Source organism: Pedobacter sp. AC212 (genome assembly GCF_979258625.1).
On sequence record NZ_OZ409870.1, the window covers coordinates 3,598,684 to 3,618,508 of the forward strand.

Consider the following 19,825-nt stretch of genomic DNA (forward strand, 5'->3'; position numbering starts at 1 on the left):
CTGTAGTTATGATGCAGGATTAAAAAAAACCGAAAAAATATGTAATTCGTTTATTTGCTGGTAATTGATCTGATATCCATATAGGTTACATACCTGCTTGGTAATGGCCAAACCAAGTCCCATGCCTTCAGATTCGTTTGATTTTGAGAACCTGTCAAAGAGCCTATCTTTCCCACTAAAATCCTTTCCTGTGTTGGAAATGATAAGTGTAGTTTCAGTGAGCTCTATCAAAATCTTTCCACCACGTTGATTATGTCTTACCGCATTGCTAAAGAGATTATTTAACAAAATATCTGCAAGATACCGGCTCATGTTGACTGTTTTATTACTCAATTTAACTTCAACAATCAAGCTGTCCCTTTCAAAAAGTTCATGAAACTGCCTTACTTTGGATTCTATTAAAACTTTTAAATCGATTTCCTGTGCACCGGTAATTAAGTTGTTTTCGATTCTAGCCAGTAGCAGAAGGGATTGATGCAGCCGGGAAAGCCTACCTGTTGCCTGATAGATGTCTTCGAGCAGTGTGCCTTGCTGGGCGGTAAAGGGTTCGGTCTGCAAAAGCGAATCAAGTTTTGAATTGATCACTGCTAGAGGAGTCATCATTTCGTGTGAAGCATTATCTGTAAAACTCTTGAGCTCCCTGTAATCCTTTTTCACCCGGTCAGCCATGGCATTTACCGATTGGTTAAGCTCAATGAATTCATCTATTTTTGTAGTATCGCTATTTAGTGATTCCATTTTGGTCACTTCAAAAGATTTCATTCTTTTAAGTGTGTTATAAAATGGCATCCAGAGTCTGCTCATTACAAAGCGGTTAATTAGAAATAGTGAGACGAGTAAAATTAGCGTCACCCCTAATGTGATTAGCAGGATTACCCTCACTAAATCTTCGGACTCTACCCTTGATTTGGTAATGGTTACCTGAATGTTCTTGCCTTTTAACCGGAGCGTAGTAACCAGACTTCTTCCCGGCTCCTGCTCGTTCTCGTTTTGGTTTAAGTAGGTCGTATTGCTAAACTCCCGGATATCATTAGTATCTGCAGGTAACTGGCGATAAGAAACCTGCTGATCGAGGTAACTTGCCGAAAGGGGTAGCTTTTGATAGGTCCTGGTGTACTGCCTGATCTCATTTTCCTCTACTGCTAAATCCTTGTCCAGTTTATTGGTGAGGATCAGGTGGATAAAGAAATAATAGATTATTCCGGTGATCACCAGGATAATGGAAGAGGTCAGGATATTGACCCTGTTATATCGGGTAGATAACTTCATGCATCTGTAAATTTATAACCGATGCCATAAACAGATTTAATATAATCCTTTGCACCTGTCTCTGCCAGTTTCTTTTTCAGATTTTTCACATGGGTATAAATAAAATCGAAATCATCCGACAGATCCATTTCATCTCCCCAAAGATGTTCTGCCATCGCATTTTTTGTCACAACCTTATTTTTATTGGATAACAAATAGACAAGCAGATCAAATTCTTTTCTGGTTAGCGTAAGTTGATTATCATTCAAGGTAACCGTCATTGCGGATACGTCCACTTTAATCTCATGGAAGGTAATCACATTGTCTCCGTCAAAATTTTTCCTGCGTACAATCGCACTCACCCTTGCCTTCAATTCTGAAAGATGAAAGGGTTTGACTAAATAATCATCGGCTCCAAGATCAAGTCCGGAAAGCCTGTCATCCAGAGAATGCCTGGCAGAGATAATCAGTACACCATCCTTTTTATTAGATTTCTTCAATTTGGATAAGAGATCCAGACCTTCGCCACCGGGTAAACCGAGATCTAAAAGGATGCAGTCATAACTATAAAGTTCAATCTTTTCACTGGCCGTATCGAAATCAGGAGCATGTTCACAAATATTCCCCTCTCCGGTAAAGTAAGCAAAAATGCTTTCGTACAAGGCCTGCTCATCCTCAACAATCAGTATTTTCATTTTTTTTAATCTACATGTTATATTTAAAACGGATTAACTGTACAGGTCAGTTATTCAACACGGCTTTTAAGCTTTGCAATATTAAGCGCTTTTTTTGGCTGAAGTTTATTTTTCCCATAATCAGTAAAATATATATGAGCTGATAACATGTTCAAATTTAATTCATCCCAGTCAACATCGGTATAAAAAAGATTGAGATTTATCTCCCATTCCGTTTTTAGCCGGCTTGCGTAATCCTGGTAGTCTGGGAGAGAAAAGTGATAGAAATCAGCATCGCAAATCACCTGTTCTAATTTGCCTACAGGATGTTGCGGAAATTTCGTAGCAACAATACACTTCTTAACAAGCTCTATTTTTTCTACGGCTAATCCATTTGCGCCTAAAAATTCTGCTGCAATTCTTGCGCTCTCCTCTTCGTGCCCGAAGTATTTCTCGGTATAACCGACATCATGAAGAAAAGCGGCAAGCTTTAGTATAAAAAGCTCATCCTCGCTAAGCCCTTCTGCCTTCCCGATTCTCTTTACTCCATTCACGACCATTAAAGTATGGCCGAGGTTGTGAAAATACATCTGGAGGGAAAGCCTACTTTGAAGACATTCCTTCACAAAAACCGCCACTTTCTTCAAAAGAATTTCATTCTTCATATTTTATGTTAATCCTGACAAGAATAAGCTTCAAATCTGGAGAAATTCTGTAGCACGCGTGCAGCCATAAACTAAAATATCACAACTATGATTTGTCATCGTTTTATTTGAGATTCTTCAGTTTGTCTACAGATTTGAGTGGTATTTTTATGCTAATTACAAAACAAAAATCATGTGGAGATATTATGCAATTCTTTCTGCCTTTTTTGCGGCAGCTACCGCTATACTTGCTAAAATTGGAATAAAAGGGGTGAATGGAAATTTGGCTACAGCGATACGGACGGTGGTCATTCTATTTATTGCATGGGGAATTGTGCTGGCAAGCGGGGAAATTTCTGAGCTGAAAACCTTGAGCAAAAATAATCTGATTTTTCTTGCTTTATCCGGTGTGGCAACCGGTCTTTCCTGGATTTTTTACTTTAAGGCATTAGAAACAGGGAACGTTTCCAAAGTTGCCCCGATCGATAAGCTTAGTGTTGCCATAGCAATGGGCCTTGCTTTTCTTATACTGAAAGAACCAATCGAAACCAAAACTTTAATCGGAGGACTGATGATTGTCGGCGGCAGCCTGGTGATTTTGCTGTAACGATTATATGATTGAATTGGGTAAAGTGGGAATATTCAGACGGGTTTTAAAAGCAGCCGGTTTATGAATATTTTTTACATCGGCATGAATAAGTTTATCGCTTTCAATCCCTTGCTTTTAAGTTAAGTGTGTCCTCAAATCCAAAATCAGGATCATTAGTCCATCTAAGAGATATACCTACAGAATTACTACAGATTTGGCCATTACATTCGCGAAACTTGATTCAAATAATTTTATGAAACTTCTACATCATTAATGAATAAAATTACCAAATTTTTCAGCCACAGGTTCTCACCTGTTCTTCTCGCGGTTGTACTGCTCTGCACTGTTTCTCTAATGACCAGAATTGCCCTTATGCTATTTTCTGCCCACAACCTAGACTGGTCAATAGCTAATGTTGTGAGAATATTTTTGATTGGAATTCTATACGATATGGCAGCGGCTTCATTCGCATGCATACCAATAGTTATATACTTGTGGATTTTCCCTGCAAGATGGTATCGGAAAAAAGTAAGCAGAATATTGCTATTTGTGTATTTCTTTATTGTGGTACTTACCCTTATGTTTAACGCCGTATCAGAATGGTTTTTTTGGGAGGAATTTTCGGTCAGGTATAATTTTATAGCTGTAGATTATCTTGTTTACACCACCGAGGTCATTGGAAACATCCGTCAATCCTATCCAATTAATACGATATTGGCTATCATGATCTTGCTTGTGGTGGCAGTGCTGTTCCTGATTCGCAAATTGATTTGGCCGGAAAACTATGTTGAGCAGCGCTTCAAAAAACGAAGTGTATATGCTCTTTTACTGCTTAGCTTACCTGTTCTTGTCTATTTCGGACTCAGCCATAAATGGAAATATCTGAGCAGCAATCAGTATGTTAACGAGCTGTCTGGAAATGGTATGTATGATTTTGGTTTCGCTTTTTGGAATAACCAACTTGATTACAACACTTTTTATAAAACATTACCGATATCAAAGGTGGAATCTATCATCCAGCATATACTTGGTAAAGCAACAGACAACACAAAATTCACTTATACTACCAGAATGGTAGATAATAAGCAGCAAGAAAACAAGATGAATGTTGTGCTGATCAGCGTGGAGAGCCTGAGTGCTGAATTCTTGGGCAGCTTTGGAAATAACCAGCACATCACCCCAGAACTGGATAAGCTGGCAAAAACAGGAATGCTTTTTACCAATCTTTATGCTTCAGGCACCCGCACCGTCAGAGGTTTAGAAGCGCTTTCTCTTTGCATTCCTCCAACACCGGGGCAGTCCATTGTAAAACGTCCGGATAACCGGAACCTTTTTACCCTGGGCAGTGTTTTTCGCTCCAAAGGATACCATTCCAGATTTATCTATGGCGGATATGGATATTTCGATAACATGACAGAGTTCTTTTCCAATAACGGTTATGAGGTAACTGACAGAAGTGCTTTAAGTGATTCAGAGATACATTACTCGAATATCTGGGGTGTAGCAGATGAGGATTTGTTTACACTTTCATTGCGTGAACTGGATAAAGACTATCAAAATGGCAAACCATTTTTCGCACAGATTATGACTGTTTCCAATCATCGTCCCTATACTTATCCCGAAGGAAGAATAGATATTCCCTCCAAGACCAGTAGAGAGGGTGCGGTGAAATACACAGATTATGCAATCGGAAAATTTATAAGGGAGGCACGACAAAAGCCATGGTTTCCCAATACGCTGTTTATTATTGTGGCAGATCACTGTGCCTCCAGCGCAGGAAAGGTAGAACTGCCGGTAGACAGATATCATATTCCCATGATTTTTTATGCGCCTGGTCATATTGCACCGTCGAGATTTGAGAAACTTACAGCGCAGCTGGATATTGGCCCCACTATTATGGGCTATCTGAACTTCAGTTATCACAGTAAGTTTTTTGGCCATGATGTTTTTAAAATGGAAGATACCGAACAAAGGGCATTTATCAGTACTTATCAAAGCCTTGGCTACATACGAGATGGCAAACTTGTGGTACTTGATCCCAATAAAAAAGTAAATACCTTCCGTCAGGATTTTAAAACCGGTGGTTCTGCAAAAATCCCCAATGATGAAAATTTAACAAATGAAACAATCTCTTACTATCAGCTGGCTTCATTTCTCTATCAGAAAAAACTTTATCAACAGGAAAAATGATAACAATAACAGTGTGAATCCTATTTGTAAGGACATTTACACAATCTACAAAAATGAAGCCTAATCTTAAACTTCAGTTTTCCAACAGAATCGCCACTGATATTTGCAGCATCAGTTCATTAACCCATTACCATGCGCCATTACTTATTTATATTTTTCCTCTTTTTTATTTCCATTAATGCCAATGCTCAAACGGATAAAGCTAAAATAACCGGAACCGTCCTGGATGCAACTACAAAAGAACCTATTGATTTTGCCACCATCACCGTTTTTAAGTCGGGTACAAAAAGTGTAGTCAATGGAATAAGTACTGATGCTAAAGGAAACTTTACGCTCTCAGGCCTTCCAGGCGGCCTTTACGATGTTTCAGTTGATTTCATTGGCTATAAAGCGCAAACCTTTCCTGTAACTGTGAGCCAAACATCTTCTGCCATTTCTTTGGGAACTATTTTACTAGCCTCAACCATAGATCAACTGCAATCGGTTACCGTAACGGCTAAAACACCGATTATTGAAAACAAAATAGATAAAACAATATATAACACAGCGAACGACCTTACAGCTCAAAATGGCGTAGCCTTAGATGTTTTGAAAAAAGTTCCGATGGTAAGTGTAGATATCGATGGAAATGTAGAATTGCAAGGTAGCGGAAGTGTTCGGTTTCTGATAAACGGCAAGCCATCAAATATATTTGGTGCAAGCCTGGCCGATGCATTGCAATCTATTCCGGCAAGCCAGATTAAAAGCGTGGAGGTCATTACCAGTCCGGGCGCAAAATATGATGCCACCGGTACAGGTGGGATAATCAATATTGTATTAAAAGACAATAAATTTCAGGGAATAAACGGTACTGTGAATTATTCTATTGGTTCCAGACTTCAGAATGGTTCGGCCAACCTAAATGTTAAAAAAGGAAATTTTGGAGTTGGTATTTTCTTTAGTGGCAACCAGCAGTTTAACACTGTTGCTAAAAGTTCTTCCAACAGAACATCCTACAATTCAACCAGAGACACCATTAATAATTTCTTTCAGGATGGCAGTAGTTCGCAGAAAAGGGGTAGTTACCAAACAGGCTTAAATTTAAACTGGAATATTACGCCAAAAGATGAGCTAACAGCCACCTTAGGATACAATCATTTCAACAATAATACGAATGGAATAACTAACCAGATTCAGCAATACCTGCTCGCGAGGTCGGGAAACAACATTTCTGATTTGAGGAGTTTAAGAAATTCAACCAGTAATTTTAGTGCCAACTCCACCGATGTGAGCCTGGCTTACAAAAAGACTTTCAAAAAAGAGGGCCATGAAATGGACTTTCTGTATAATACAAGTTTTGGCAATAATCTGGTAAAAGCTTCACAGATTTCAACTTATCAAGGCGGAGGTTTTCCAAATACAGGATTGAATAGCAGCAATCCCGGAAAAGAGAACGAAACAGAAATTTCGATGAATTACACGTTGCCTGTAACCAAGAAATTGACCATTGAGGGTGGCGCAAAAATATTGATTGACAACCTAAACAATAATGTACTGACTGACACGTTGCTTACAAACGGGGCTTATATCAATAATACAAACCAAACATATGGCTTTAACTACAAACGAAATGTGTATGCCGCTTATCTTTCGGCATCGTTTTCACTTTTTAAAGATTTCATCACCGGAAAAGCAGGCCTGAGATACGAAAGAACGGGAAAAGTAGCCGATTTCTCAGGAGCTGCAATCGCAGGCTATAACACCTTTGCACCTTCCCTTACCTTACAGCATAAGCTTGATGAGACCCAATTGGTCAAGTTATCCTATAGCTATAGGATAGAAAGACCGGATTATGGTGATTTGAATCCATTTTACAATATAAGCGACCCACACAATATCAGTACCGGGAACCCGCTTTTGAAGCCTGAAATTGGCAATAACTTAGAATTAGGTTACAGCAAAACTTTCGAGAAAGGTGCTAATATTTATTTTGCAGGATATTATCGCCGCAACACCGACGACATGCAACAATTAACCACGTTTTATGATGTAATTTCCATCAATGGCGTCGATTATTCTGCGGTAGCCTTGACGCAGAGGATGAATCTTGGTTCCCAAACCAGTATTGGCGCAAGCCTTTTCGCCTCTGTGCCGGTGACTGAAAAGCTTAATTTGCGGACCAATCTTCAAGCCGGCAACAGAAATAACATTTCGCCTGGACTGGCAAGCGTAAGCGCCTTTGCCTATAGAGCAAATTTGAATGCCAGCTACCAATTTGGCGGAAATTTACTTGCTGAAGTTTTTGGGAACTACAATTCCCAGCAGCGAAACTTCAGGAGCACCAGACCATCGGTATTTAATTATAGCTTAGCAATAAGGAAACAATTCTGGAATAAAAACGCAAGTATTGGCCTCACTGCAGCCAATCCTTTTAACCGTTATTTAACGCAAAGACAAACAAGCTTTGGACCTAACTTCGAACAAACCAATTTAAGACTTATCCCTGTTCAATCGTTTGGTTTAAGTTTATCCTATAAATTTGGCAAACTTCAGTTCAAAAAGGATACGAAAGAAGATAATGGACCTCAGTTACCGGATGTTGGTGGCGGCGGAAAATAATTGTGAAGTTCTTATTTAAGTTTATTGCCAATACTTGTGAGTTCGCAATCATAAAATTGAGTCTAAAATTAATTAAATTACGCACTGAAACATTCGGTTAACAAAATATTACGTCAATAACACGGGCCAGAGTTCGTCTAAAAATCACTAAATACAATATATGATTATAGTTAAACTTAAACTTCTCTATGAATTTTTTTTAAATAGAGTCTATCAAAAAACAGTCGATTTTTATGACAAACCAAGAATTTTCCAAATAGTTAGTATCAAAAAACGAACGGTGAGTTAAGAGATACTTGGAGATTACGGGGTCAAATATATCGGTATTTCCAGGGGATACCTAGCTATGCAAAACATAGCGTTTCTATTTCAACTATTTTTTCAGCAATTTAATCCATTGTATCTTGGTAGTTTCAACTGAAACGTCGATCTACCATTTCAAAATTTATAAAGACCTTTTCCTGACTGTGTGATATATAATCTAGTACTCCATACACCAGCAGTGTAAGCAATTCCTCTTGACGACAAAATGCTTCGCTGTCAAAACCCCTCTCGAGAACATATCCTCCCCTTCTTCGGAGGCTTCAAAACTAGGATTAGAAAACTTTGGTAAAATTTAATCTTCAAAAACAAAGTGTAAATGACCTGATAATTTTGAAATTGCCAAATGAGATAATTTTTGATTATGTCAAACCATTAGTGCAACTAGAAAATGCAAAGAGCATTAAGAAAACCAACATTGGGGAAACTGAAACTAAAGCTTTCAAAAACAATAAATTTATCGACTCTGTATTCCAAATCATATGTGAAATTTAAAAATGGATGCTAAAAATCTAAAATAGTGTTCTAAAGTTGAGTCCTAAGGTTATCCATATTTATCTAATTTTGTGCAAGAAACAAAAGAAATCTTAACGAATTGTATATCAAAACTATAGAGAAAACTAACTTAAAAGATCTAAATAACATCGATTTATAAGCGCTTAAAGATCAAAATATTAAAAGATCAAAAAGCTGGAAAATAGGCGAGATAATGCTTAAACGCAACAATTAATAAAACATAAATAGCTAACAATCAAATTGTTAGCTATTTTATACGGTACCCTCTCGGAGGAATACTTTGAACACTTAAGTGCTTTTTTACAAGTTCTTGGGCCAATTGTCGATGACTTAAAGAGCAAGGGATTTATATAAAAATCTGTTTTTTTGGAAAAGTGGCAACCGATGTAGTAAAAATTTAGAACACAAAAACTTGGCAAATATGAATGAGAATAGTTTCGCTTTTTTTCGTTGACAAGGACGAACTAATGAATTCGACTGGAGATTCCGCTGAGAGTAAATAAGTTATTTTGGAACTTAAGTGGAGAGTTCCACACTTCGAATCCAGTGCGATTGAAAATCTCAAAAAACGAACAATAAAATAGTCAAAACAATCTTGATTAGTTCAGATCATTTCATAATGTAAGGCATAAATTTCTTTTGGTCAGCTTAAAAATCTGGTTTTTAATAAAAGTCCCACATACTATCTTGACATTGAATTAAACTGCCGCCCGCATTACCGCCCGCCTCAACATGATTTTCTCAATAAGGCAGTGCAAACGGCTCCGATAGTCGCTACCCAACCACTTGATATAGTTTTTGGTTACCGAACCCAGGCATTTGCTGTACTGTTTTATCCTCCAGTTGATTTCTTTATCAAGTTCATGTTCCAGCTCAAACGCTTCGGCCACTGTATCAGCATTGTCAGCGCACATCATTGCATGTTGTCTGATGGAATCCCGGAGCACGGTTTTTGCCTTTTCCCCTTTATCCATGGCTGTTTGATAAACGGCAAGCACATCGAAAGATATCTCAGAGCTGTTGGCAAACCTGTTTCGCATTTCCGAAGGCATCTGGTGGATATCATCGCTGGCCTTTGCCAGGATCTGATGATAGATTTCGGGGTTTTCAAATACATGCTGCCAATCGACCGGCGCATTCCATTCTCCAAACCTTTCTGCATTATTACCCAGGTCTATAATGGTAAAGGTTTTTTTACCACCCAAGCGCCTGGCTCCTCTCCCGATCATCTGGTGATAAAGGGTGAGTGATGTGGTAGCACGGTTGAGGATAACTGACTGCACAGAGGGTTCATCAAAACCAGTAGTTAGTATGGATACCGATGTTAATATCGCCCCCTTTGTTTTTTTGAACCATTTTAATATTTCAACCCGTTCAGCACTTTCGGTCTGGTTATCCAGATGGCGGATCGGGTAACCCGCCTGATGAAAAACTTCCAATACCTTTCGGGAGGTAAGTATACCGTTATTGAAAATCAATGTTTTTTTACCAGATGCATGTTGCTTATAGGCGTGTACCAAAAGATCGAGCATTATTTTAGACGAATATAGCTCATCGGAACTACTCACCGTATAATCGCCATGTATGCCCCCGTTTAGCGTGTTGAGTTCCACCTCATAAGCAAAAGCCTTTGGCTTTGCCAAAAAGCCTTGTTCGATAAGCGAATTGATCTGCTCCCCAAGCACCAGCTCACTGTAAAAGCTTTTCATCGGGCGCGACACATCTGCTGAAAAAGGTGTGGCAGTTACCCCGATTACTCTGGCACCAGGAAATCTATTGAGCAGTTTATGAAAAGAATTGTGATGGGCTTCATCTACAATCACAAGGCCCACCCCTTCTGTATCGATCAAGCCATCATCGATCCTGTGTTTAAGGGTTTCGACCATGGCTACATAACAGTGATAATAATCTTTTTTGGCTATCCGCTTAACTTTGCTGTCTACTACTTTATTAAAAACGCCAGCATTTTTCATTGCAAGCGACGTTTGTTTGCATAGTTCTTGTCGGTGCGTGAGCACAATAACCTTTTTACCATATTGCTTTATAAAACGATCGGCAATTTCAGAAAAGATAACCGTTTTGCCTCCGCCGGTAGGCAACTGGAATAGCAGACGTAGCTCATAGGTGCCGGTCTGCATTTTTTCAAACAAAGTGTCTATCGCGTACTGCTGATAGGGATATAATTTTTTTGCTGACCCATGCGCAGCCGTGGATGATAAAATCTGCATGGTGATACAACCACAGAAACTGGCTGAAAGTTTTAAGGCATAATACCATTGGTTTCACAAAATCAGCACTCAAGGCTATGGTCGTAAATAATAATATAACGCCTCCTTTATGGATCATAAAAACATTCGTTTTTCCCGTAAACCATTGCAGCTATTGATGCAGCATTGTAAAAAGCATTCTCTAGAAGATAGAATAGAAACGAAGCATGCAGCCCCGTTCAACGCTCTTTTTTAAGACCTTAAACAATTTTGTCCTTAAAACCGAAGCAGACAAGACACACATTAATAAATCCCTTATTCCAACATGATCAAGGAACTTACCCCCCGAGGTCTATCAGCATCGCTATTCCGAACGTTCGACAAGCGGATGATCGCCGGGCCTGGGCACATCATCTTCCTGGTGATGCTCTTCAAACGCTAATGCAGCTCGCAATTGCTGTGAAATATTATTGAACCTGGAATCATCTGCAAGAAATGCCGCAAGCGTATCGAGCTCTTCTTTACTGCCATCTATCTGTATATTCATACCTTTAATTTCACAAAATACGGGCCAGGATGTCAGCCCATCTGCAGTTGCACGACTTCGTTACAAGAACGGCTATAATCTTTTCAAGCCTACAAATGATAATTGTTGTCCCTAAAAAACCGTCATATCAACTACCCTGATACTTGTATTTTTACAAGCTTTCCAGAATGATATATGATTATGATTTCACACAATAAAATTTATCTGTATAAAGAAATTGCACGCCTGATGAAAAGAAAGAAACAAGGAATCTTCCGCTGACTTATAAGGCGTTAGAAACATAAGCAACCACATTTGATACTACAATACATATATTTTATTTAAATGCGGGTTTAGGTGGTATCCTGCCTCCCGGTTGCACCTAAATTGTGTAAGCTGCTTTCTATACTCTTCCTCAAGGCTTTTCGCTGCTGGTAAAAACATTCTATTTTATAGAGTGCACGAAAAGATCTCCCATCAATTACACATAAGAGCTTTGATTTCCGATGGGTCTCAAATCGATCATACACTCCGTATGACAAAGTTGAGTACTGCTGTTGATAAAATCTTTTACCGGAAAGATAAATAAAAATGAACATACACAAAACTAAAGATTGTGCACTTAGTATAAGTTGCTTTTTTGTTGATATTAATACTGTTTAAACTCAAGTAAAATACCCTTTCTTGTATATCATTGGGTAAACAAGGAAAGTTTTCATTGAGTATTAATCGCTTTGACTATGTTTGTTGAATGTTTAAGCCCATCAGAAAGCTACTGTTCATAGACGACGAACCATCCTTATTGGAACTTGCCCCCCTGATGTTCGATGAGTTCGAGGTTCTCGCTTCGGATAATGGTGCCTCAATCATTGAGCTCATTAATGATTTCCAACCTGACATCATTCTCATTGACCTGATTATGGGAAACCTCAACGGTCTTGACGTTTGTGAAACGATCAGAAAACAGCCAAAATGCAAAACGCTCCCTCTCATTCTGATGACAGCCGAAATTATAAAACCTGATTCCGATTTGTAAGGCGCTGATGGTATCATCGAAAAACCATTTGATATGCCTGAAGCATCAGCCATGATCCAATCTTTTTTTGAGAAAAGATTTTAATCGGAAAACCATTCGCCAAGATTTATTGTCATTAGATAAATACTAAATTGATATGCGCACCATCCTCTTACTGGAAGACGATCAGGATATTAGAAATCATACACTTAATCCTTGAGCAGGAGAATTACAACGTCATTTCCTTCGCCAACATAATGGATTTTAGCAATAGGTAAAAAAAAATCCAATTGACCCCTTTCCGCCAAAACACCAACGTAAAGATAAAAAATAATTTACAGTGAATATATTTCTGGCGAGACGGGGTCAATCTATTCTGGTTTATCCACCTAAGTCGTTATACAACAACAGCTTAGAAGACCCTGTGGAGAATGCCGGATTTCCACTTGTATTTTAATCCGTTAAAGTTTCTACCGATATTGTAAGAAGGATCAAGAAAAATTTATTTTACGCAACCATTTTCAATAACATCGGCAATATTATTACTAAGGGAAATCCGTCTCAAAACCAATACTTTATGTATTGAAAATCGAGAGACCTTTAATGGCAATATATACTGTACATGAAATACATAATTCAACTATCATAAAGATGTGCAATAGTCTAAGCTTCCTATAAAGTCTATTATTTCTTCTGTCATGAATAGGCTACTACATTGAAAGAATGTATTTTCTTCAGATATTTTCCAAACGACACATCCTTATCTTTTCAAGTCCCGCGTTTTGTAATAAAAAAGAATGATGAGTTTTTTATTCTATTTGCCAGCCTCTTCGCCACTGACTTATTACAGACAATAACTTAACCAAATCAAAACATTATTAAAGAGAACCGGAATACAAGATTAGAAAGTAGAAAAGTTGGCTAAGGTGAGGCTTTGGTTGATTTTTTAAGCTTTCTTCATCAAGATATTTCTGATAGGGGCGGCATCCAACGCCCCTATCAGAAATACATGTTTATCTCAGCTATTTTTGAGCAAGTAGTTTAACTAAAGTATCATACAATACACGTCCTCTTAGATTTTTACCGATGATTTTCCCAGAAGGGTCAATGAGAAAGTTTGCCGGGATACTCTGCACACTATAAATCTTGGAAGCCTCATTCTCCCAGCCTTTTAAATCAGATACCTGTGTCCAAATCAAGCCGTCATTTTTTATAGCAGCAAGCCAGGCATCCTTTTTTCCAGGAAAATCCATTGAAACACCCAGTATAATAAAGTTTTTATCCTTGAAGGCATTGTATGCATTTACCAATGCTGGATTTTCAGCACGGCATGGTCCGCACCATGATGCCCAGAAGTCAACAAGTACATATTTCCCGCGAAAATCAGATAATTTCGTGGGTGTACCGTTAACATCATTTTGGGTAAAATCTGGCGCCGGCTTTCCTTCCGACACAAGCGACCCTGTGGAAAACTGGACGGATTTTTCTTTAAGTTTTGTCAATGCTAAGGTTGCTATTTTGCTTGTTTCATTCCGCATTTCCAGAATTGAGATCAATGAATCTGCCCTATTTTTACTTACCGAGCTGCCTCCTGCTACATAGTATGCCATTAGCGGCGTCAGCTTTGAAGCAGGATACTTTTTAACAAACTGTGATTGTGCATCGTTAAGGTAAAAGTAACTACTTTCGTATTCCTTCAGCGCCTGTACTCTCACCTCATTACGTGTCAAATAGCCTACCGATTGGATTTTCTCCACAATAACCTTGGCTCCCCGCAAAGCTTTTGCAAAAACTTCATTGAATTGGTGAAATACATCGGCTGATGCTCCTGTTTCTCTAACATTAGATATGGTACCCTCCGAAATTACCTGCGTTTCACCTTCAACAATAATCAGGCGGGCTTTAACGCTTTCTGTGATATGCATTTGGTCGAGCTCAGGGCCTAAAGCCAAGGTCAACTCAATGGCATCACCCTGTATTTCTCCTGAAAATTTGTAAGTACCCTTCACAACAGTAGCGCTATCAGGTTTCTTGCTCAAATAATCCGGATAAAGTAGGAAGACTTTATCTGGCATTGATTGCATGTTTTCTAATCTTCCGTTAATGAAGAACTTATTTGATTGCTGTGCAACTGCAATAAATTGCAATGCAAAGATTAATATTGATGTAAGTATTGTTGATTTTGTGATTTGTTTCATGTTTTTTAGCTGAGTTATTTGGGCTATTTATTTTTTAGTATATAGGCAACGGCCTTCGACAGTTTAAAAAGAACGTGTTACTTTAACAACAATCAATTATATCCTGGATTCTGGTCTAAATTTTTATCATTCCTGATCTCATACGCTGGTATAGGCATCAGTTGCTTGTACGGCAACCATGTCGTACCCTTTGTAGGGGCAACTACGCTCATGATCTCGTTAATTCGTTCAGTACGCTTTAAATCGAACCATCTATGTCCCTGCTCACAGAACAGTTCCAGTTGTCTTTCTTTCATTACTGCATCGAGAAGGGCGGGCTGGGTAGTAGCGTTAGTATTTCCCAATCCGGCCCGGTTGCGAATCCTGTTCATGTCACTCTGCGAACCAATTATATTATTCAGCTGGGCACGGGCTTCAGCCCGAATCAAATACTGCTCACCCAGACGGAGTATGGACAGATATTCTGGCTTGGAAGCAGCCAATGCGGCGGTGTGTGCCTTGTACTTGTATGGAAAAAGATAAGTTGTACCGGAGATATTAGTTTCTCCTATCCAATTTGCCCTCCTAAGGTCATTAAGTTCGAAAGCTTTTTCCAATTGCGGACTGATGGAGGCAGGCTTAGCTGAAGTACCTATGGAATTTGTGAGCACAAAATTACGTGCATCAAATAGAGCATAATTGCCCTGAACAACGGATTGCAGTTGAAATATGGATTCATTGGAATTTTTCAGGAATACTGATGATGGAGCAACCAGGGAAAACATAGATGTATTATCTAACAGAATCGAAGCTGCAGTTTCTGCCTGTGCCCACTGTTTGTTATATAAATAGATGCGGGCCAGTAATGCAGTCGCTGCCCAATATGTTGGCCGCACTCTTTCTGCACTTGACAATGGATATGACGTCGTAGCATCACCGTTTAAATAGTTCTTGCTGAGCTTAGCCTGTGCATCCTGCAGATCGGCGATCATTTGCGTATAAATTTCGGGAATTTCAGCACGTTTGGCCATGGTGTAGAGCCGATAGTCAGATTTTATGATCAACGGAACTTTTCCATAGGTGTTTACAAGATAATAATAACACAACGCACGCATAAATTTAGCTTCACCAACCAGTTGAAGTTTGAGCTGTGCATTTAGTTTAGTGCTACTCTCTATACCTTCAATAGCTACATTACAGTTATAGATAAGTGTATAAGTTGTGGACCAGTAAATCTCGGTGTTATCGGAAACGTTATTCTGATAGAGCTGTGTGTAGGGTGAGGCTGAATTAATATAATAATTTTTAAGTTCATCCGAGGCAAAGCCCGTAAACAGTGTCGCATAGCCGTTTAATAGATTATTCGTCTCAGCGATCCGTATATATAACCCGTTCAAGACTGACGTCGCAGTTTGATTCGTTGCATATACGCTAGACCCCGTAAGCCTGTCGTCAGGCGGATCAAGCTGAACAAATTTTTTGCAGCCGGAGGTCACGGTGATTATTAAAATAATTATAGAATATATATATTTCATTTTCATTAGATTTAAAGGTTAACTTGTACACCGAGAACAAAAACTTTTAGTGGAGGGAGTGTTGCATAAGATTGGGTTTCAGGATCACGCCCTTTATAGGAAGTAATTGTAAAAAGGTTTTGAGCTGAAAAGTTAATACTTGCATTTTTTACCTTGAGCTTATTTTTAAAAAGTGAAGCCAACTGGTAAGAGAGGGTTATATTTTTTGCACGGATATAGGAGGCATCTACATAACTGGCATCGCTCTGAGCCCAGGTACTGTAGGCCCTTATACCTTCGAAAGATTGTGTAAACCGCTGATATTTGGCCTGGTCGCCTGGTTTTTGCCATCTGTCAAGAAATTCAACAGGCACATTACTGTACGTCGCTGAGATCTGATCATATAGATCGGTGCTGAAATAACCGGGCGCAAAATCTGTCAGGCTAAGTCTACCTATTTGCTTAACAAATTCAAAAAATACATCTAGCTGCAGATTTTTATACCGGAAAGTATTATTGAGCCCCCCAAAGTATTTTGGCAAAGTATTTATCGCATTAACCTGGTACTCACTATTCAAACTTACATAGGCTCCCGCATTTGAACCTAATGATCCATCTTTTTTAAGTGCTGTGTATAGACCTGTAGTCGGGTCAATGCCCTTATAGACCCATGCATAAGTTCTGCCACTGACCGGCTGTCCAATTTCAAGTATACCTGCATAGGTTGAACTTTCAATATTATCAAATTTCAATAGCTTATTGCGATTAAAAGAGGCGTTCAAATTGGATGTCCATTCGAAATTACCAGTGGTGATATTTCGTGTGCTTAAGGTAAATTCCAGACCCGAATTTTGGACCTTAGCTGGAAAATTATAATTAGGAACACTGGTGAATCCCGTAAACGTAGGAATACTATAGTTTAGCAATTGATTAGAACTTCGATTTCTGTAATAGGCTGCAGAGGCAATGACCCTATCTTTGAAAATCCCAAGATCTATTGCAAACTCAAGTTTAGCATTTTTCTCCCATGCTACATCCGGGTTTGCCAGCGTCCTAGGATAAAAGCCGGTCAATCCCTGATAGGTATTTGCACCGCGGCTCTGATACAAATCATAATAGGCATAGTTACCTATATTATCGTTACCACTTGTACCGTAACTTCCCCTTAGTTTACCAAGACTTAAAAATCCGAATGCATCTTTGATCCATTGCTCTGAAGAAAATATCCATGCAGCAGCAGCAGAATAAAAATTTCCAAATTGTTTATCAGGTCCAAATCTGGAGGAACCATCTCTTCTCGCTGTGAAGTTGATAATATACCTGTCAGAAAGATTGGCATTAATTCTGCCGTAAACCGCATTGTACTTATATTGAGCGGAACCGCCATCCCCCAATGAAACCTGCCCTGCATTTGCCAAATTGCCAATTACCACATCGCTTACAAAATTACTCCCTATGAGGTAGCGCCCTTCATTATCAGACTGCTGAAAAGTGGTACCAGCAAGCGCGCTAAGTTTGATGTCTTTTATTTTTACTTCATAGCTAAGCTGAGGTTCAACGACCCAAGTTTTCTGATCATTAATTGTATTGATTAATGCAGGAATGGTAGATGCTGGAACCAGTGAGAGGTATAAAGGTGAATAAGAAGAAACCGGCTGTTTTATTTTGATATTGCTATTTAAATTTGTAAGCCCGATATTGGCTGTGAAAACAAGTCCATTGGTAAGCTGATAAGTTGGTTTAAAACTAAGCACGAAATTGTCCGTTTTATTGCTGTAGGTCCGGGCCAAATTAGCATAAGGATTGTTTCCATTATCAGAATTGGCTCCGCCGAAATTCAATGTACCGTCAGGATTGAAAGAATCAGGCGCATTTGGTGCTCTTAAGGTATTCCCTGTCAAGTCCATCTGGGAATTCAGATTATTGTCCCTGAGAAAACTTCCGGAAAAATCAATTTTTAGTTTTTTATTTTTTGAATAGGTGGTGAGGTTAAAATTTAGTCCACCTCGTTTATCGTCAAAATCTCCAGGCGAAAGGTTACCCTGCCTGTTAAATGTTCCCCTAATGCTATACTGAATTGTCTCAGTTCCACCTGAAAGGGAAAGGTTGACATTAGTGTATGTGGCAAATTTACCGATTAGTTCTTTCTGCCAATTGGTATTGTTCGTCTGGCTCCATGTGCCGTTTATATCATAATTGGCATCGCTAGGAGTTGTTGCAATATCCGGCAAGGGGAGGCCATCATTTTTGAAAGCTTCGCGGCGCATCTCTAAATATTGCTGGGTATTCATTAATTGCAGTGTTTTCGGTGCCTGCATTATGCCCTGATTGATATTCACTCCCACGGACATGCTGCCAACCTGTCCTTTCTTGGTCGTAATTAGTACCACTCCATTTCCACCCCGGGATCCGTAGATAGCTGTTGCATCGGCATCTTTCAATACGGAGATGCTTGAGATATCGTTTGGATTAATATAGTTCAATGGGTTGCCTTGAGCACTGTTCGCGAGCAAACCACTACCTCCATTATTTCCCAGTGGATCAAACAATAATGCAGATTGAAATGGTATACCATCTACGACAAATAAGGGACTATTGCCCACAATATCATTTAAAGAGGATCTGCCCCTGATCAGCATATTTACCGGACCATTGACGATTCCACTGGTTTGAGTGATCTGAAGACCAGCTACCCGTCCCTGCAAAGCCAGCATAGGGTTTAACACTGGTTGTTTTTCAATATCTTTTGCTGTTACCGTGACAGTGTTACCAGTAGCCAGTTTCTGATTTTCAGTATAATATCCTTTATTTACTGTCACTTCCTGTAATTGCCCCGCTATTGGATTCATACGGATGATGCCCATTTCAGAATTTGCAGGAAGTTCAACCTGATCGTATCCGATAAATGAGACTATTATGATCGCCTTCTCATCGATATTGTTAAAGTAAAAATTGCCTTCTGAGTCTGATTGGGTACGCTTTCCAGTTCCCTTGATACGTACGGTTGCTCCCGGTAAAAAAGTACCGTTTTGATCCGCTATACGTCCACGGATGTTAATTGTTGCAACACTAAAAATTTTGTCCAAAATGGATGGCGCCTTCCTGGTGATGATGATGTTTTTGCCGTCGATCTCATAGATCAGGTTTTGATTGGCAAGGCTATTATTCAGCACTTCATCTAATGGTGTGCTATTATAGTTCGCATCTATTGTTTTTCCATCGTTAATAGTGGCCGCGGTGTAGATTACTGCATAGCCTGTTTGTTTCCGGATTTCCTTAAAGAGTTGTTGCAGATCGATATTGTTTACTTTTAGCGTGAGCTTCTGCGCAAAAGAAGCTGCGCTGACCTGCATCATCATAGCAATCATTAAAACTGTCACTAGTTTCATAATCAGCAGGATTTTAGGCACGTGATGATTTCTCCAACGTATTGGTTTAGCATATATTTTATACATTTGAACTTCTGTTTAGAATTTAGAATGGTTACAAGTCATTTACTGATCTGATCAGATTTTGCTCAGGGGTGTTTGCAGCACCCCTGATTTTTATGCTGTCAGTGATTTAAATGTATCTAAGTGCTATCTGGATTTTTTTTCATTTCGTTTA

Annotated in this window: 12 protein-coding genes; 4 read left to right on the forward strand and 8 right to left on the reverse strand. The window is 39.0% G+C overall.

From position 1 onward, the window contains the following. Positions 1-6 precede the first annotated feature (6 nt). Genes ACZZZC_RS15345 through ACZZZC_RS15355 form a run of 3 tightly spaced genes read right to left on the reverse strand, consistent with a single transcriptional unit; the run spans position 7 to position 2,587 of the window. Entirely contained in the window at positions 7-1,269 is a 1,263-nt protein-coding gene (locus tag ACZZZC_RS15345) for a sensor histidine kinase (protein ID WP_463487574.1), read from the reverse strand. Further along, the gene (locus tag ACZZZC_RS15350) at positions 1,266-1,943 is read right to left on the reverse strand and encodes a response regulator transcription factor (protein WP_463487575.1); all 678 of its coding nucleotides are present in this window, start codon (positions 1,941-1,943) and stop codon (positions 1,266-1,268) included. The genes ACZZZC_RS15345 and ACZZZC_RS15350 overlap by 4 nt, the downstream gene beginning before the upstream one ends. A gap of 50 nt (positions 1,944-1,993) precedes the next feature. Further along, positions 1,994-2,587 (reverse strand): HD domain-containing protein, encoded by a 594-nt coding sequence (locus ACZZZC_RS15355; protein WP_463487576.1) that lies wholly within the window; start codon positions 2,585-2,587, stop codon positions 1,994-1,996. 172 nt (positions 2,588-2,759) lie between these two features. On the opposite strand from ACZZZC_RS15355, the gene ACZZZC_RS15360 reads away from it, so the two are divergent. From ACZZZC_RS15360 to ACZZZC_RS15370, 3 genes are all read left to right on the forward strand, one after another. Beyond that, positions 2,760-3,173: an EamA family transporter gene (locus tag ACZZZC_RS15360; protein WP_463487577.1), complete on the forward strand. Its 414-nt coding sequence runs from the start codon at positions 2,760-2,762 to the stop codon at positions 3,171-3,173. Positions 3,174-3,734: 561 nt separating this feature from the next. Continuing rightward, positions 3,735-5,345 (forward strand): LTA synthase family protein, encoded by a 1,611-nt coding sequence (locus ACZZZC_RS15365; RefSeq protein ID WP_463487578.1) that lies wholly within the window; start codon positions 3,735-3,737, stop codon positions 5,343-5,345. A 132-nt stretch (positions 5,346-5,477) separates the two neighbouring features. After that, positions 5,478-7,943, forward strand: coding sequence for a TonB-dependent receptor (locus tag ACZZZC_RS15370; protein ID WP_463487579.1), 2,466 nt, complete (start codon positions 5,478-5,480; stop codon positions 7,941-7,943). Between the two features lie 1,535 nt (positions 7,944-9,478). On the opposite strand, the gene ACZZZC_RS15375 is transcribed toward ACZZZC_RS15370, so the two are convergent. Both ACZZZC_RS15375 and ACZZZC_RS15380 read right to left on the reverse strand, forming a co-directional pair. Beyond that, positions 9,479-11,008 (reverse strand): DEAD/DEAH box helicase, encoded by a 1,530-nt coding sequence (locus tag ACZZZC_RS15375; protein WP_463487580.1) that lies wholly within the window; start codon positions 11,006-11,008, stop codon positions 9,479-9,481. 343 nt (positions 11,009-11,351) lie between these two features. Next, positions 11,352-11,534 (reverse strand): hypothetical protein, encoded by a 183-nt coding sequence (locus ACZZZC_RS15380; RefSeq protein ID WP_463487581.1) that lies wholly within the window; start codon positions 11,532-11,534, stop codon positions 11,352-11,354. A 730-nt stretch (positions 11,535-12,264) separates the two neighbouring features. On the opposite strand from ACZZZC_RS15380, the gene ACZZZC_RS15385 reads away from it, so the two are divergent. Further along, complete coding sequence (locus ACZZZC_RS15385; RefSeq protein ID WP_463487582.1) at positions 12,265-12,549, forward strand: response regulator; 285 nt, start codon at positions 12,265-12,267, stop codon at positions 12,547-12,549. A gap of 1,001 nt (positions 12,550-13,550) precedes the next feature. On the opposite strand, the gene ACZZZC_RS15390 is transcribed toward ACZZZC_RS15385, so the two are convergent. The 3 genes from ACZZZC_RS15390 to ACZZZC_RS15400 all read right to left on the reverse strand — a co-directional run bounded on the left by ACZZZC_RS15390 (position 13,551) and on the right by ACZZZC_RS15400 (position 19,608). Further along, positions 13,551-14,726 (reverse strand): redoxin domain-containing protein, encoded by a 1,176-nt coding sequence (locus ACZZZC_RS15390; RefSeq protein ID WP_463487583.1) that lies wholly within the window; start codon positions 14,724-14,726, stop codon positions 13,551-13,553. 92 nt (positions 14,727-14,818) lie between these two features. Next, positions 14,819-16,246 carry a RagB/SusD family nutrient uptake outer membrane protein gene (locus ACZZZC_RS15395; RefSeq protein WP_463487584.1) on the reverse strand — a complete coding sequence of 476 codons (1,428 nt, stop codon included), beginning with the start codon at positions 16,244-16,246 and terminating at the stop codon, positions 14,819-14,821. A 5-nt stretch (positions 16,247-16,251) separates the two neighbouring features. After that, complete coding sequence (locus ACZZZC_RS15400; protein ID WP_463487585.1) at positions 16,252-19,608, reverse strand: SusC/RagA family TonB-linked outer membrane protein; 3,357 nt, start codon at positions 19,606-19,608, stop codon at positions 16,252-16,254. Positions 19,609-19,825: the final 217 nt, after the last annotated feature.

Bases quoted from the DNA above. Each gene is read 5' to 3' on its own strand.
- ACZZZC_RS15345 (WP_463487574.1), bottom strand. From the start codon at position 1,269: ATGAAGTTATCTACCCGATATAACAGGGTCAATATCCTGACCTCTTCC.
- ACZZZC_RS15350 (WP_463487575.1), bottom strand. From the start codon at position 1,943: ATGAAAATACTGATTGTTGAGGATGAGCAGGCCTTGTACGAAAGCATT.
- ACZZZC_RS15355 (WP_463487576.1), bottom strand. From the start codon at position 2,587: ATGAAGAATGAAATTCTTTTGAAGAAAGTGGCGGTTTTTGTGAAGGAA.
- ACZZZC_RS15360 (WP_463487577.1), top strand. From the start codon at position 2,760: ATGTGGAGATATTATGCAATTCTTTCTGCCTTTTTTGCGGCAGCTACC.
- ACZZZC_RS15365 (WP_463487578.1), top strand. From the start codon at position 3,735: ATGTTTAACGCCGTATCAGAATGGTTTTTTTGGGAGGAATTTTCGGTC.
- ACZZZC_RS15370 (WP_463487579.1), top strand. From the start codon at position 5,478: ATGCGCCATTACTTATTTATATTTTTCCTCTTTTTTATTTCCATTAAT.
- ACZZZC_RS15375 (WP_463487580.1), bottom strand. From the start codon at position 11,008: ATGCAGATTTTATCATCCACGGCTGCGCATGGGTCAGCAAAAAAATTA.
- ACZZZC_RS15380 (WP_463487581.1), bottom strand. From the start codon at position 11,534: ATGAATATACAGATAGATGGCAGTAAAGAAGAGCTCGATACGCTTGCG.
- ACZZZC_RS15385 (WP_463487582.1), top strand. From the start codon at position 12,265: ATGTTTAAGCCCATCAGAAAGCTACTGTTCATAGACGACGAACCATCC.
- ACZZZC_RS15390 (WP_463487583.1), bottom strand. From the start codon at position 14,726: ATGAAACAAATCACAAAATCAACAATACTTACATCAATATTAATCTTT.
- ACZZZC_RS15395 (WP_463487584.1), bottom strand. From the start codon at position 16,246: ATGAAAATGAAATATATATATTCTATAATTATTTTAATAATCACCGTG.
- ACZZZC_RS15400 (WP_463487585.1), bottom strand. From the start codon at position 19,608: ATGAAACTAGTGACAGTTTTAATGATTGCTATGATGATGCAGGTCAGC.